The sequence below is a fragment of the Pseudoalteromonas luteoviolacea NCIMB 1942 genome (assembly GCF_001625595.1).
In the GTDB taxonomy this organism is placed as follows: domain Bacteria; phylum Pseudomonadota; class Gammaproteobacteria; order Enterobacterales; family Alteromonadaceae; genus Pseudoalteromonas; species Pseudoalteromonas luteoviolacea_A.
The window spans coordinates 1-16,395 of record NZ_AUXT01000164.1 but is presented as its reverse complement, the minus strand read 5'-3'; the positions used below and the strand labels follow the sequence as shown (position 1 = coordinate 16,395).

At 43.2% G+C, this 16,395-nt stretch carries 13 protein-coding genes; 1 reads left to right on the top strand and 12 read right to left on the bottom strand.

The features are described from left to right. Positions 1-210: 210 nt before the first annotated feature. The gene (gene accA / locus N482_RS12770) at positions 211-1,170 is read left to right on the top strand and encodes an acetyl-CoA carboxylase carboxyl transferase subunit alpha (RefSeq protein WP_063377400.1); all 960 of its coding nucleotides are present in this window, start codon (positions 211-213) and stop codon (positions 1,168-1,170) included. A gap of 97 nt (positions 1,171-1,267) precedes the next feature. On the opposite strand, the gene dnaE is transcribed toward accA, so the two are convergent. From dnaE to N482_RS12710, 12 genes are all read right to left on the bottom strand, one after another. Beyond that, positions 1,268-4,759 (bottom strand): DNA polymerase III subunit alpha, encoded by a 3,492-nt coding sequence (gene dnaE / locus N482_RS12765; protein ID WP_063377399.1) that lies wholly within the window; start codon positions 4,757-4,759, stop codon positions 1,268-1,270. Between the two features lie 2 nt (positions 4,760-4,761). Next, a complete protein-coding gene (rnhB, locus tag N482_RS12760) occupies positions 4,762-5,355 on the bottom strand; it encodes a ribonuclease HII (protein ID WP_063377398.1) in 594 nt (197 codons plus the stop codon). Continuing rightward, positions 5,345-6,499, bottom strand: coding sequence for a lipid-A-disaccharide synthase (lpxB, locus tag N482_RS12755; RefSeq protein ID WP_063377397.1), 1,155 nt, complete (start codon positions 6,497-6,499; stop codon positions 5,345-5,347). The genes rnhB and lpxB overlap by 11 nt, the downstream gene beginning before the upstream one ends. A 121-nt stretch (positions 6,500-6,620) precedes the next feature. Continuing rightward, on the bottom strand, positions 6,621-7,391 hold the full coding sequence (gene lpxA, locus N482_RS12750) for an acyl-ACP--UDP-N-acetylglucosamine O-acyltransferase (protein ID WP_063377396.1): 771 nt from the start codon (positions 7,389-7,391) through the stop codon (positions 6,621-6,623). A gap of 2 nt (positions 7,392-7,393) precedes the next feature. Then, positions 7,394-7,846: a 3-hydroxyacyl-ACP dehydratase FabZ gene (fabZ, locus tag N482_RS12745; RefSeq protein ID WP_063377395.1), complete on the bottom strand. Its 453-nt coding sequence runs from the start codon at positions 7,844-7,846 to the stop codon at positions 7,394-7,396. 11 nt (positions 7,847-7,857) lie between these two features. Further along, positions 7,858-8,898: a UDP-3-O-(3-hydroxymyristoyl)glucosamine N-acyltransferase gene (gene lpxD / locus N482_RS12740; RefSeq protein ID WP_063377394.1), complete on the bottom strand. Its 1,041-nt coding sequence runs from the start codon at positions 8,896-8,898 to the stop codon at positions 7,858-7,860. Next, positions 8,898-9,416: an OmpH family outer membrane protein gene (locus N482_RS12735; RefSeq protein ID WP_063377393.1), complete on the bottom strand. Its 519-nt coding sequence runs from the start codon at positions 9,414-9,416 to the stop codon at positions 8,898-8,900. The genes lpxD and N482_RS12735 overlap by 1 nt, the downstream gene beginning before the upstream one ends. Positions 9,417-9,426: 10 nt before the next feature. Next, positions 9,427-11,898, bottom strand: coding sequence for an outer membrane protein assembly factor BamA (gene bamA, locus N482_RS12730; RefSeq protein ID WP_063377392.1), 2,472 nt, complete (start codon positions 11,896-11,898; stop codon positions 9,427-9,429). Between the two features lie 71 nt (positions 11,899-11,969). Further along, positions 11,970-13,322, bottom strand: coding sequence for an RIP metalloprotease RseP (rseP, locus tag N482_RS12725; RefSeq protein ID WP_063377391.1), 1,353 nt, complete (start codon positions 13,320-13,322; stop codon positions 11,970-11,972). A 2-nt stretch (positions 13,323-13,324) separates the two neighbouring features. Further along, the gene (gene ispC, locus N482_RS12720; protein ID WP_196763596.1) at positions 13,325-14,530 is read right to left on the bottom strand and encodes a 1-deoxy-D-xylulose-5-phosphate reductoisomerase; all 1,206 of its coding nucleotides are present in this window, start codon (positions 14,528-14,530) and stop codon (positions 13,325-13,327) included. Further along, a complete protein-coding gene (locus N482_RS12715; protein WP_063377390.1) occupies positions 14,527-15,393 on the bottom strand; it encodes a phosphatidate cytidylyltransferase in 867 nt (288 codons plus the stop codon). The genes ispC and N482_RS12715 overlap by 4 nt, the downstream gene beginning before the upstream one ends. 11 nt (positions 15,394-15,404) lie before the next feature. Beyond that, entirely contained in the window at positions 15,405-16,178 is a 774-nt protein-coding gene (locus N482_RS12710) for an isoprenyl transferase (RefSeq protein ID WP_063377389.1), read from the bottom strand. Between the last annotated feature and the right edge of the window lie 217 nt (positions 16,179-16,395).

Below are 16,395 nucleotides of genomic sequence, written 5' to 3'. Positions count from 1 at the left end.
AAGATGAAGAAGAATTTTGCTGCGAAAGTTCGCGAACTTCTCCAAAATCTGAGTTAAATAAGCAATACTAGCACTTAGTTAAGACTGCTTTTAGCAAAACAGGCTAAGCGATTAAAGACGTTGCAGATAACTGAATCTTGGCATTTTAAACCTGTACTCTCTACATTAGACCGAGACAAACTTTAAAAAAATTATCAGATAGGTTAGAAAATGAGCTTAAATTATTTAGAATTTGAACTTCCAGTAGCTGAATTAGAGCAAAAAATAAAAGAGCTACAAGCTGTTAGTCGCTCAGGTTCGTTGGACCTAAGTCTGGAAGATGAAATCAGCAAGCTAAAAGAGAAAAGTGTACAGCTTACTGAAAAAATTTACTCAGAACTAAACCCATGGCAATTGCTACAACTAGCACGTCACCCTGTGCGTCCTCACGCAAGTGACTACATTAAGCGCATTTTTACAGAATTCGACGAGTTTGCAGGCGATCGCGCATTTGCAAACGATCCAGCTATCATTGGTGGTACAGCACGACTAGATGGCAAGCCTGTCATGGTTATCGGTCAAGAAAAGGGCCGCGACACAGCAGAAAAAATTAAACGTAACTTCGGTATGCCTAGACCTGAAGGGTACCGTAAAGCAAAGCGCTTAATGGAAATGGCTGAGCGCTTCAAAATGCCGATTATTACTCTAATTGATACACAAGGTGCATACCCAGGTATCGGCGCAGAAGAGCGCGGGCAAAGTGAAGCAATTGCCATGAACTTAAAGGTAATGGCGTCATTAAAAGTACCTACAATCTGTAGCGTAATTGGTGAAGGCGGCTCAGGTGGTGCATTGGCTATCGGTGTTGGTGACCGCGTAAACATGCTTCGTTACAGTACTTACTCTGTAATCACACCTGAAGGTTGTGCATCAATCCTTTGGAAGAGCGCTGAAAAAGCACCACTTGCAGCTGAAGCAATGGGTGTATCTGCACAGCGTATTAAAGATAACAACCTTATTAACGAAATCGTGCCAGAGCCGCTTGGTGGCGCGCACCGTGATTACGATGCAGCAGCTAGTAGCCTGAAATCTCAGCTTTTAAAAGATCTGTCTGATCTCTCTGCGCTAAGCCAAGAAGAAATGCTAGAGCAAAGATATCAACGTCTAATGTCATTCGGTTACTGCAACTAAGCCGTACCAGATACTAAAAAAGGCCACCAAGTACAGCTTGGTGGCCTTTTTGTTTGTACTTAGGCCCAACCAATAATTAGGCTAAGAAAAAAGGGATCTAGTCAAAGATTAATTCAACATCTTGCCCCGTTAACTTCTTTAACGAGCGTATCAATTCATCGCTAGGTGTAACACACCACTGCATACCTAACGTGAGCTCTGCTGTGGCATCCGGACGTTGATATTCAATAACAACTTGGCATGTGCCAAATTTATACGGCTCTAATACACGCTTTAAATTCTCACCAAAACTCGTATCCATTTGTGTCATATTAAGCGTCATCTTCAATGCACTTATACGCTTTTCACGAGCTTGCGCAATGGTGTTCACTTCCCGAGCAGTCATTGAAATGCCGCCTGAGAAGTTATCAAAGGCAACATGTCCCGAAATAACGAGAACTTGGTTAACTTGCAGCAATTCCTCATACGTTTCGAACTGTTCAGGGAAGAAACGCACATCAACACGCGCACTCTTGTCATCAAGGGTGATCAACCCCCAGCGATTGCCCTTTTTATTTATTAGGGTCCGCGCATTGATCACCAACCCTGCGGCAGTCGACTGTACATCACGATTGGTCGGCTGTAAGTCAACCAATTTACCCGAGGTATAGTTTTTCAACTCTTTTCGATATTGATTTATCGGGTGACCGGTCAGATATAAACCTAAGGTTTCTTTTTCACCGTCCAACCACTCGTTATCACTCAGCGGAGTTGCTTTAACAAATGCATTTGCCACATCTTCTGGCTCAACGGCCAATAAACCAAACAAGTCAGATTGACCTAACTGCTCAGCTTTATGATGCTGCTCTGCTGACTTCATAGCATCCTTTAAGCTAGCAAGCAGCGTCGCACGGCCACCTTGAGTTGTTTCTGGCCCCAGCTTGTCTAGCGCACCTGCATAAATTAGTTTTTCAATAACGCGGCGATTTAAACGTTTAAGGTCAACCCGAGCACAAAAGTCGAAGAGATCTTTAAATTCTCCGCCTTGTTCACGTGCTTCTAAAATGGCTTCAACAGGGCCTTCACCAACCCCCTTTATAGCACCGATACCGTAGACGATCTCACCTTGCAGGTTCACCGTAAACTTGTACACACCCGCATTCACGTCTGGTGGCAACAGCGTCAGCTTCATGTTCTCACATTCATCCACCAATGTTACGATCTTATCAGTGTTGTCCATATCAGCGGACATTACCGCAGCCATGAATTCTGCGGGAAAGTGCGTTTTCATCCACAGTGTTTGATAAGACACCAGTGCATACGCAGCCGAGTGTGATTTGTTGAAACCGTAACCCGCAAACTTTTCTACAAGATCGAAGATCTTCATCGCAAGTTCGCCGTCAACACCGTTGTTAATCGAACCTTCCTCGAAGGTCGATCGTTGTTTCGCCATTTCCTCAGGTTTTTTCTTACCCATTGCTCGACGAAGCAAGTCTGCGCCACCCAAGCTATATCCAGCTAAGACCTGCGCTATCTGCATTACCTGCTCTTGATACAGGATGATCCCGTAGGTTGGCTCAAGTATTGGTGCTAGACTTTCGTGTTGGTATTGTGCATCTGGGAATGAGATCTCTTCACGACCATGTTTACGGTCGATGAAGTTATCTACCATGCCTGATTGCAAAGGACCTGGGCGGAAAAGTGCAACCAGAGCGATCATATCTTCAAAACAGTCCGGCTTCAGACGCCTGATAAGATCTTTCATACCTCGCGATTCAAGCTGGAATACAGCAGTAGTTTCAGCTCTCAGTAAAACCTCAAAGCTGGCATGATCATCAAGTGGAATAGCGTTGATATCAACAAACGGCTTTTGTTCTCGAGCTAAACGCTCGTTGGCCATATCCAACGCCCACTGCAAGATAGTCAGTGTTCTTAAACCTAAGAAGTCAAACTTAACTAAGCCGGCGGTTTCAACATCATTCTTATCAAACTGAGTAACAGGGAACTTACCCTCTTCGTCACAATACAATGCGGCAAAGTCGGTAATACTGGTAGGCGAGATTACAACCCCCCCCGCGTGTTTACCGGCGTTACGTGTACAGCCTTCTAGAATACGGCATTTATCTATAAGCTCTTTAACTTCATCATCGCCATCGTATGCCTCTGGCAGACGCGGCTCTACCTCGAAGGCTTTGGCCAAAGTCATTCCTGGATCGCCTGGAACGAGTTTAGATATACGATCGACAAAGCCGTAAGGATGACCTAGAACTCGTCCAACATCTCGAATAACCGCTTTTGCCGCCATGGTTCCAAATGTGATGATCTGAGACACAGCTTGGCGGCCATAGAGTTTCGCAACGTGGTCAATTACCTCATCACGTCTGTCCATACAAAAATCGACGTCAAAGTCGGGCATCGATACACGTTCTGGGTTTAAGAATCGCTCGAATAGCAGATCAAATTCTAGCGGGTCAAGATCGGTGATCTTAAGCGCATATGCCACTAAAGAGCCTGCACCTGATCCTCGACCAGGGCCAACTGGAATGTTGTTATCCTTACTCCACTGGATGAACTCCATTACGATTAAGAAGTAACCTGGGAATCCCATTTGGTTGATTACTTCAAGCTCAATTCTTAACCGATCGTCATATTCAACCCGTTTAACTTTTCTGTCTTCTTCGTCAGGAAATAGAAACTGCAAACGCTCTTCAAGACCATCCTCAGATACTTTGACTAAGAATTCATCAATCTTTAGGTCACCCGTTGGGTAATCTGGCAGAAAGTAGGTGCCTAGTTGCACCGTAACATTACAACGCTTGGCAATTTCAACCGTATTCTCAAGTGCTTCTGGTATATCACTGAACAATTCATGCATTTGCTCAGGCGTTTTTAAATACTGCTCTTTAGAAAAGCGCTTAGGCCTATTTTTATCCTCGAGTGCATATCCATCATGGATTGCTACTCGGATCTCGTGAGCTTCGAAGTCTTCTTCATTCAAAAATACAACTTCGTTAGTTGCTACAACTGGCAAGTTACGTTTCGTTGCCAACGCAACCGCGGCATGAAGATACTCTTCTTCATGTTCTCGCCCAGTACGATGCAATTCTAGATAATAGTGATCAGCAAAGTGCTCTTCATAAAATGCCAAAGTTTCTGCAATGAGCTGCGGGTTACCTTTGAGAAGAGCCTTACCTACATCGCCATCTTTTGCGCCTGAAAGGATGATCAAGCCTTCTTTGAATTTAACGAGCCACTCTTTATCTACTACTGGGCGATGAAAAACATGACCACGCAAAAAAGCCTCAGATATAAGCAGGGTCAGGTTTTTATAACCTTCGTTATTTTTCGCTAAAACAGCAATTCGGCAGGGTTCTTCTGGAAAGTGTTCACTTTTAAGCCAAAGGTCAGCACCGACTAAAGGTTTAATCCCCGCACCATGTGCTCCACCATAAAACCTCACTAAACCGCATAAGTTCATTTGATCTGTGATGGCAAATGCTGGCATTTCCAGCTCTTGAGCGCGAGCAATAATGGGCTTGGTTTTCGCCAAACCATCTACCATAGAAAAGTCACTATGAACACGTAAATGTACGAAATTAGGCGTTGGCATAATTAAGATTGCTCCGCGAGAACACGCTGAACTGGTTTAAAGCTTTTGCGATGAAAAGGTGTGATACCGTGCTGTGCGAGCGCTTCGAAGTGTGCCTTTGTTGGATAGCCTTTATGGCCTGCAAAACCAAACTCAGGGAACTGGGCGTCCAACTCAATCATCTCATTGTCTCTTGTAACTTTAGCCAATATTGAAGCCGCACTGATCTCAGCTACCAAGCTATCCCCTTTAACAACAGCTTGTGCTGGGACCGTGAGCTCTGGCAATCGATTACCATCTACAAATACAAATTCCGCAGGTACCTCTAACCCCTCTACTGCACGTTTCATCGCCAGCATTGTTGCGTGCAGAATATTGAGTTCATCAATTTCTTCAACACTCGCTCGCGCAATGCAGTAACAAAGGGCTTTTTCTTTAATCTCTTCAGCCAAGGCATTGCGCCTTTTTTCTGTCAACTTTTTAGAATCCGCCAAACCTTCAATAGGCTTGGTTGGGTCTAGTATCACTGCGGCGGTAACAACATCTCCCACCAATGGGCCACGGCCTACTTCATCTACACCTGCGATATGTTTAAAATCAGGTCTTTCAATTTGCATCAATTACCTCCGCAACTGCAATTGCAGCCTGTTCACTGGCATTCAAACGGATATTTTTATGAATGTCATAAAAACGCTCAATCAACGCTGTATTGTCTTCTCGTAATAGCGGAAGTAAAGCATCTGTTAGCGCATCTGGGTTGCATTCTTCTTGCAGAAATTCGGGGACCAAAGGTGCGTCCGCTAGTAAATTTGGCAAAGAAAAATACTTAATATTAAAGGTAAAGAAGGTGCTAAAAATCTTATAACTCAGTGTCTTAAGACGATAACCTACCACCATAGGCTTTTTATATAGCATTGCTTCTAAAGTTGCTGTCCCTGACGCTAGCAGTACGGCATCCGCCGTATTCATTGCCAATGAAGATTGACCGTCAAGTAAAATCGGCCTGAGATCCGGTGCGACTTTATTTAAAATTTGATTAAATTGCTTCTGACGCTTTTCGTTCACCAAAGGAACGACAATCTTTAAGTTCGGGATTTTATCCACCAATTGCTTAGCTGTTTGAAGGTAAGTTTCACTCAATAAACCCACTTCAGAACCACGGCTACCAGGTAAAAGTGCCAAAACAGTGTCAGACTCATCTAAACCAATCTTGGCGCGCGCAGCCTGTTGGTCTGACTCTAATGGGATCTCATCTGCCAATGTATGACCGACAAAAGTACAAGGTACGTCATGCTTATCATAAAAGGCTTTTTCGAATGGCAGCAACGAAAGCACTAAGTTTGTCGCTTCAGCAATGGTATGAATTCGCTTTGGACGCCACGCCCACACCGATGGACTCACATACTGAATAGTCTTAATACCTGCTGCTTTGAGCGGTTTTTCTACACGCAAGTTGAAATCAGGGGCATCGATACCAATAAATACATCAGGCGGATAATCGATAAAATAGTTCACCAACTCTTTTCTGATTTTTAATAAGCTTGGTAACCGCCCTAAGACTTCAATAAGCCCCATAACGGCCAGCTCTTCCATATCGAATAAGCTCTTACAGCCTGCCGCTTGCATTTTTGGCCCTGCAATACCTACAAATTCGGCGTTAGGATATCGCTTTTTGAGCGCTTTTATTAATCCTGCGCCTAAGATGTCGCCAGACAACTCGCCTGCAACAATGCCAATGGTAATTGATTTTTCGTTTGCCATTTTTGTTCTTCTGGAAAATAAAAAAACGCCATACTAAGTATGGCGTCATTATATCAGAACCCGCTTTTTGTTATTTGCCTAATTACCCATAGGTTTTGACAAGACAAAAAGCTAATCTGTATTAGCGTACTAAACCGCGTTCAGAGTTCGCTATAAAGTCCAACATCTGTTGTACAGCAGGGAACTTCTGTGCTTCTTCTTGCAATGATGCAATTGCTTCATCAAGCTTTAAGCCTTTACGGAACAGCGTTTTATATGCTCTACGCGTCGCCATAATTTCATCAGACTCGAAACCACGACGCTTTAAGCCTTCAGTATTAATTGCAACTGGACGTGCTGGTGTGCCTGTAGTGGTCACAAATGGCGGTACATCCTGATTGACACCAGAATACATGCCTATAAATGCGTGCGAGCCAACTTTACAGAATTGGTGAACACCGGAATTACCAGCAAGGATCACCCAGTCACCAACATGCACATGCCCTGCAACACTTGCATTGTTGGCAAAAATTACATTGCTGCCAATCACTGCATCGTGCGCGACGTGCGTATAAGCCATAAATAAATTATTACTACCAATGATTGTCACGCCCTTATCTTGGATCGTGCCACGATGTATCGTTGCACACTCTCTAATAACGTTGTTATCACCAATAATAAGTTTTGTTGGTTCATCCTTGTACTTTTTATCTTGACAGGCCTCGCCTACTGACGCGAATTGAAAAATGTGATTACCAGAACCGATTTCACTCGGCCCTTTAATAACGACATGTGACTCAATTTTACAGTCATCACCAATAACTACATCGTTGCCGACGTAACTATATGGTCCTACAGAGACGTTCTTTCCTAATTTAGCACCTGGCTCAATAATTGCGGTAGGATGGATCACGCTTAAAACTCTCTTCTAGCACACATTAATTCGGCATTACATACTACATTGCCGTCAACTTTCGCCTCACCGGAGAATTTCCAAATGTTGCGACGCTCTTTAACAAACTGCACATGTAAGTGCATTGTATCTCCTGGAACAACTGGCTGCTTGAACCTAGCATTGTCAATGGCTGCAAATAAGTATAGCTCATTATCAGAGCGGTTTTCGACGGTTTTAAAACCTAATAGGCCAGTTGCCTGAGCAAGTGCTTCAAGGATCATCACACCAGGGAAAATAGGCTGTTCAGGGAAGTGCCCTGTGAAAATAGGTTCATTCGCTGTAACATTCTTTATCGCATGAAGGTACTCACCCGGTTTGTAGTCGACAACTTTATCAACCAAAAGCATCGGGTAGCGATGTGGTAATAACTTTAAAATTTCCTGAATGTCAAAGCTGTTTAATTCGTTGGCCAAAATACCACCTTTTATTTATCCGTATGTTGTAACTGCTCAGTTAAGCTTTCTAGCGCTTTAATTCGCGCTTTAAAATCAGAAAGATTACGTAAGTGGGCAATGTTCTTGCGCCATTCTTTATTCGTTGTATGTGGCATGCCTGAAGAGTAAATGCCAGGCTTGGTAATCCCCTTTGTGACCATACTCATACCAGTAATAATTACACCATCACACACTTCGTTGTGACCATTTATAGCCACCATACCGCCCATTTGGCAGTACTTTCCTATTTTAGCACTACCAGCTAGTACAGAGCATCCCGCAATTGCAGTGCCATAGCCAATTTCTACGTTATGGGCAATCTGTATTTGATTGTCTAGTATGACGTTGTCATGAATGATCGTGTCATCGATAGCACCGCGATCAATAGACGTGCATGCACCAACTTCTACTCGATCACCAATAATGACGGTGCCAATCTGAGGAATTTTAACCCACTCTCCAGATTCATTAGCATAGCCGAACCCGTCACTGCCAATTACTGTGCCGGATTGGAACAAGCACTGTTCACCAATCACTACTTCATGATAGATGGTTACATTCGCCCAAAGTTTGGTATTTGCGCCAATGCGAGCATTTTTACCAATAAAACAACCTGCGCCGATTTCCACGTTGTCGCCAATAACAGCACCTGACTCAATCACTGCGTTAGCGGCAACTTTTACGTTTTCGCCTAATATTGCGTCTTCGTCTATACATGCACTGGGGTGGGTAGTACTTGCAGCACTTGGCGTCGTATCCATATATTGCGCTAACTTCGCGTACGCGACATACGGGTTATCACAGATAAGTTTATTACCTGTGAAATACTCAGCCTCATCTGCTGACAAGATTACAGCACCAGCTTGTGTCGACTCTAATTGACTGCGGTACTTTTTGTTTGCCAAAAACGCAATGTCTTGGCCCTTGGCACTCACCAAGGTCGCGATTTTCACTATTGGCTGATTGGCATCCCCCTCTAAAGAGGCACCCAAATAATCAGCCAAATGTGACAACGTGTATTGTTTCGTCATTATTTTTTGCTAACTACTTCAACAATTTCATTTGATAGATCGCTAACTTTATCAGGGTTGAAGTAAATTGTCGTTTCTTTTACTCGAACTTCGTCAAAGTTTCCTTTTTTAGCAACATCTTGAATTGCATCAAAGATTAGTTTTTGGACTTTAGCCAATTCTTGGTTTTGACGTTGTTTAATCTCTTGCTCTAAAGGACGCCCTTTTTCCGCAAGTGTTTTTTGCATTTGCTGAATTTTGTCACGCAGTGCAGTTTTCTGCTCTTCGCTCATCGTCGCGCTTTCGCGTTTGAATTTTTCAGCTTCAAAACGAATATCGCCTTGTAGTTTTTCAAGTTCTTGGCGACGCTCAGCAAATTCATTTTTTAACGTTTGCTCAATCTTAGCCATTTGAGGTAGCTGAGAGTAAATATTCTGCATGTCGATTAAGCCCACTTTATGAGCGAATGCATTAACCGAGTTACCCATTAACAATGCTGCTAAAATACCCATAGCAGATGTTTTAAAAATCTTTTTCACAATAAACTCCTTAGAAAGTATTGCTGATATTGAAGCTGATGTTTTGAGTGTCATCATCGTCTTCTTTTTTCAGCGGATACGCAAAACTAATTAACATTGGCCCCATTGGTGATATCCATTGAATAGATAAACCCGTTGAAACCCTAAAACGGCCAGGGTCAGAATAATCTGATAATTGTTTGTATTGATCTTCTGGCAAGTTTGTATAACGACTTACGTCGAATTCAGTGTCCCATACGTTAGCTGCATCTACAAAGAAGCTAGTACGCACTGAACTTGTATTTTCTTCATCTAGGAAAGGTGTCGGTACAATCATCTCTGCACCTAATACCGCTTTGGCATTACCACCGATACGACCAAGAGGTACTAACTGGTCAAACTGAGGGTCACCACCGATAGTGCCGGTTGTTGTGCCGTCTGGTAACGGCGTACCAGGTAAGCTCAGAGGTCGACGTTGAACAGCTTGAGGTAAGATAGTGTTTCTCTCGAAACCTCTCAGCTCCATTTCAGTGATGCGGTAGAATTCTTGGAACGGCAATACCTGTTCAAAGCCATTTTTCTCACCATAACCATTACCATAAGCCACTGCTGCTCGTGTCGAGAATACCCAACGGTGGTCATTACTAATTGGCCAATAGAAGCGAGAGTCGTAGCTCAGTTTAAAGTAATTCAAATCTGAGTTTGGTGTCGTAAAGTTAAAGTTTGCCGACTGGCGTGAACCATCCGTTGGGAACATGCCTCGGTTAACCGTAATACGAGACCAACCAATACCTAACTCAAATTTCGTAAAATCGAATCCATCGTCTGGGTTATTTGGATCTTCGAAAGTAAGTCTCATAACTCGCGTTTGCTCGTAGTCAGCGATGCGATCTAGATCCTCTTCAATCCAGCGGAAACTAAAGTTAAATCGGTTTACTGGGTTAATTGGAATACCAAAGTGAGTACCAATACCATAGCTACGTGAATCGTAATCTACTAGGCCAATTTCACCACCATCAAAGTTGTTGTAGAAAATACTACTACCTTGAGAAATACCATCAGGCGTGAAATATGGATCAGTATAAGAAACACTGTATCGTGTTGAAGCTCGCGATGTGTTGATGTTAAATGCAACTTGGTCGCCAGAACCTAGGAAGTTAGACTCACTCACACCGACATTGAACTGCAAGCCAGCATACGAACCGTACGCTACACCTGCTTGGAAACTACCAGCAGGCTGCTCTTTTACATTGAAATCGACATCAACTTGGTCATCGACACCAGGGATCGGCTTAACTTCAAACTCTACCTTTTCCATGTACGGTAAACGCTGGATTTGCAGTTTCGAACGCTCCAGACTCTGGTTCGACAGCCATGCACCTTCTAATTGGGTCATTTCCCTGCGCACAACATGGTCCGCGGTGTTTTGGTTGCCGTTTACTAAAATGCGACGAACGTAAACACGTTTTCCAGGATCAACAGATAAGGTTAAGTGTACTTCTTTGTTTTCATCGTCAATATCAGGAATTGTACGAACTTCGGCGTTAGCGTAACCAAATCTCGCTAAATAGCCTTTAATAAATTCTTCAGATGATGTTACCAATGAACCGTTGTACAGCTCACCAGATTTCAATGGAACAACGCTACGAATTAACTCTTCACGACCTAACAAATCACCAATGAAGTCGAAACCCTTGACAGTGTATTTCTCGCCCTCGGTGATATTGGCAGTAACATATACGGATTCGCGTTCCGGACTCACCGATACTTGAGTTGAATCAATGTTAAACCTTAGGTAACCCCTATCAAGATAATAACTTCGGATCTTTTCAAGATCGCCCTCAATCGTTTGCTTTTGGTAGCGGTCACTAGAGAGGAACTTCCACCACGGTAAATCTTGCTGAGACTCAACTAAGCGTAACAACTGCTCGTCTGAAAATAGTTCATTACCAACTAGGTTTATCTGACGAACTGATGCAGCGTCCCCCTCTTCAAAGTCAAATTTGAGCTTCACACGGTTACGTGGTAATTCAACAACGCTAACATCGATTTTCGCGTTATATTTACCAATACTATGGAAGAATTCTATCAAGCCTTTTTCGATGCCATCAATTACCGTGCGATCTAATGTTTCACCGGTACGGATATCTTTGTCATCCAAACTTTCCTGAAGTTGCTCATCTTTGATGTCTTTGTTACCGTCAAACTCAATAGAGGCAATTGTCGGACGCTCTTTAACCTTGAAAACTATCTGGTTACCTGCACGATAAGCAATAATATCGTCAAAGTGACCCGACGAAAATAATGCCTTAATCGTTTTTGAAACTGTGTAATTATCAACCTCATCGCCAACATTAATTGGGATATGAGTTAATGCCGCACCTAGTGCAACACGTTGTAACCCTTCAACTTTTAAATCTTCTACGATAAAGGAGTTTTGCCCTAAAGCGGCAAAACTGGCGCCAAGTAAACTCGTTACAGCTAAATGTTTTTTTATAGGCATTTTGTTATCTTTATCCTTTACAGCTTACGGCGTACTATACGCCACGTGCACTATCGCCCTTATTACAGAGCCTAGAGCCTCGATACGTCATTAAACAGTGCAAAACAAGTCAGAGCTAAGAGCATCATGGCTCCAAGCTTATAACCTAACTCTTGTGTCTTTTCAGAGACCGGTTTTTTTCGAATTAGTTCAATTAAGTAATACATCAAATGCCCACCATCCAACATCGGCAGTGGCAAAAGATTAAAAACACCCAAATTAACACTAATTAGTGCTAGAAAGCTTAAAAAGGCAACTAACCCGTAGCTAACACTGTCACCAGCACCTACGGCTATGCCAACTGGTCCACTTATATTTTGAACAGAGACTTGGCCAGTGAGCAGATTGCCAATCATATCGAAGCTCAGCGCAGTCAACGCATAGGTTTTCTGAACGCCAAGCACGATACTATCGAATACACCGTACTGTCTAGTCTCAATATAGCCTTCAGGCCAACTTTTCTGCTTGGGCACAACACCCAAATAGCCAATTACTTGACCATCTGAAATTTCTCTTCCATCAGGTGTCACATTAAGGCTAATCTCTTGCCCATTCCGTAATATTGTTATCACACTTTTCTGATAGGCAGCTTGTTGTACCAGCCCAACAAAATGAGTCCAACTCGTAATGTTTTGTTGGTTGAAAGACACAATCACATCATTTGCTTTTAAGTCTGCTCGCTGCGCAGCTGAATCTTCCGCGATAAGCGCTAACTCAGTTGTGATATCTGGTCTGTATGGATTAATGCCAATAGAAGCCAAAGGCGCAACATCTTTTTGATCTAGCTTCCAATTGCTAACATCTAAAGTACGTATCGCTATTTGGCCTTTTTCATCCACAACTTTAATTTCAAGCTGTTGCTCACCAAGCCCAGCCATAATGGCAAAGTTAACTTCTTGCCACGAACTTACTGCTTCGTCGCTGATACGTTTTATTGCATCTCCAGACTGAACACCAGCCCTTTGCGCTATCGATGATTCCGTGACTGAGCCCACAATGGGCTTCACATTTTGCACCCCAACTGAGTACATAATACCCAATGCTAAAATTGCGAATAGGAAATTAGCCGCTGGACCCGCTGCAGCAATAGCCATGCGAGCATATACAGATTTGCTGTCTAAGGTTTTATCAATGTCGTACTCATCCACGTCATCAACACGTGAGTCAAGCATTCTCACATAACCCCCTAAGGGGATCACTGAGATAGCATACTCAGTACCCATTTTGTCGTACCAAGTAAAAATAGGCTTACCAAAACCTATGGAGAAGCGCAGTACTTTAACACCCGCTTTTCTGGCAACCCAAAAATGTCCGTATTCATGTACAGCGACTAAGATACTTAACGCAAAAATAAATGAACCTAGATTCCAGAAAAAATCAAACATCGCTACCCCTGATTTGCAATCATCTGCTGCGCAAGCCGACGGGCTTGACTATCCATATCCAAAATTTCTTCCAATGATTCTAAATCTTTTAAGTTACTCTGCTCAAGTACCTGTTCATTCACTTTAAATATATCCATAAATCCTATGCGCTTTTCCAAAAACGCTGCAACGGATACTTCATTTGCCGCATTAAGCGCGGTTGTCGCTGCTTGTCCATGACGACAAGCATCAATAGCAAGTTTGAGGTTTGGATAACGGGTATAGTCTGGGTGCGTAAACGTGAAATCACGCATATCTGAAAAGTCTAGAGGCTTCACACCTGCGTCAATACGCTCTGGGTAAGCTAGGCCATATGCAATCGGTGTACGCATATCAGGTTGACCCATTTGAGCAATCACGGAGCCATCTTGGTATTGAACCATTGAATGGATCATACTCTGAGGATGTATTACCACTTCGATATCTTCAGCTTGGCAATCGAATAACCATTTGGCTTCAATGAACTCTAAACCTTTGTTCATCATCGTTGCAGAATCGACCGATATTTTCCGGCCCATTGACCAATTTGGATGCGCCACAGCTTCTTCTACGGTCACGGCTTTAAGGGAGTTGATGTCACGCGTTAAAAAAGGGCCACCCGATCCAGTTAGAAGAATTTTACGCACACCTACCGCATTGAAATTAGACTGTTCACCGCGCTGCACATCCACAGGCATACACTGAAAAATCGCATTATGTTCACTATCTATGGGCAATAAGGTCGCGCCGTGGCGCTTCACTTTGTCCATAAACAATTGACCAGACATTACCAGGGATTCTTTGTTTGCCAGTAACACTTTTTTACCGGCTTCTACAGCAGCCAAAGTCGGAAGCAACCCAGCAGCACCAACAATGGCTGACATCACAATATCTACGTCTTCGTGAGCCGAAATTTCACACATGGCGTCAGTGCCACTTAGCACTTCAATTGTAGTATTACTTAAATGCTCACGCAGCGAGGCCGCAGCATGCTTATCTTGCATAACAATATAACGCGGCTTGTGCTCAATCGCTTGCTGTAGTATCACCTCAACATTCGATCCCGCCACAAGCGCAAACACATCATATCGCTCTTTATTGCGCGCGATGACGTCTAGGGTTGAGGTACCAATCGAGCCACTCGCACCAAGAATAACTACCTGTTCTAACAAGCTTGACCCGACACTCATAGTGTTACCGTCCACGCGTAAAACAACGCAAACATGGGGGCAGCTGCTGTAAGGCTATCAATACGATCTAAAATCCCGCCATGGCCCGGTAGACAACTACCCGAATCTTTTAGCCCAGCTTCTCGCTTGAACATACTTTCAAGTAAGTCACCTATTGCAGAAAATAGCGCTATTACGACGGTAAGTGCACCATATAGCAACCACTGTTTATACTCTACACCTGAGCAATAGCAAAAAATCAATACGAAAACGACCGATGTCAGTAGACCGCCAATTAACCCCTCAATGGTTTTATTTGGACTAACATTGGGCATTAACTTTCGCTTACCTAAGTTTTTACCAGCAAAATAAGCACCAATATCGGCACTCCATACAATGCCTAGAACCACCATAATCAGCACAGAGCCAAACTGTTCAGACGCACCATATTCAGCGCTCCTAAGAACGTTTAGAGCCAACCACAGAGGAACGAGAGTCAAAAAACCTGCCACAGCTGGCATAACCAGCCCCTTGCTCCAGGCTCGCGCCATGTTAGGGTATCGAAGCACCAACAACGTTGCCACAATCCACCAAGCAGCTGCCAAGGTAAATAGATAATTAGCATCGGCCACCAATTTGCCTGACAGCCATAAACTCTCTATTGGCCAATGCACATGAAGCATCGCAATTAATGCAGCCGTAACTACAACATAACCAGCGCGATGTGCTCTTTTCTTTAATCCCATTAAAGACGCCCACTCCCATGCTCCTAACAGCACAATTGCGCCTGCAATCACACTAAAGAGTTTAAGTGGCGTATAAAATACCAAAAGTAGCGCAAGTGGAGCCAATACCACTGACGTCATAATACGTTGTTTTAACAAATTTTATACCTTTAACTTGTTGATTTGCTCTCGGCGAGTAGTTGTTGTATTTGTTCGCCTGTGCAACCAAAGCGCCTTTCTCTAGAAATATAGCAAGCAATCGCTTCTGAGAAAGCTTCTTCGTTAAAATCAGGCCAGAGTGTTTCTGTAAAATACAGCTCAGCATATGCAGCTTGCCATAACAAAAAGTTACTGATGCGATAATCTCCACCAGTACGAATCAACAAATCTAGAGGGCTTTGCTCTGCCATTGTTAACCTTTCAGACAATGCGTCTTCCGTGATATCTGCAACAGAGATATCTCCCTGTTGTACCTGTGTAGCAAGCGATTGAGCCGCGGTCACAATATCCCATCGTCCACCGTAGTTTGCTGCAACATTTAAGGTTAAACCCGTGTTATTTGCAGTAAGTGCATGAGCATCATGGACTTTAGCCTGTAAGCTTTCAGGGAATTTTGATATATCACCAATTATTTTTAGTTTTACATTATTTTTATGTAATTTCTTAACCTCTCTACTCAACACAAAGAGGAATAATTCCATTAAGGTACTAACTTCATCTTCAGGCCTGCGCCAGTTTTCACTGCTAAATGCAAACAGTGTTAAAGACTCGATGCCTAGCTTAGTACAAAATTGCACAGCGCTACGAACAGAGTCGACACCTTTTTTATGCCCATATGCTCTTGGGCGCTTACGTGCCTGAGCCCAGCGCCCATTCCCATCCATTATGATGGCAATATGCTTAGGTAATGATTGTTGTGAAATCGCGTCAGCGTTTAAAGCCATAGTACTATTTTAAATAAAAAAAACGCCGCCTAGTATAGCGCAGACAACGCTGCAAACCTAATAAAATTCTTTTTGTTCAATTATCAAGCGCGAGTGCCTGCAATATAAACAGATTTTTACCCTATATAGAAATATAGGGCGACTAGCGACATTTAGCGCTGCGTGAGCAAGTCATAAGGCAGCAAAAAGCCGCTAAAAAGCTGTCTCTTGATCACAA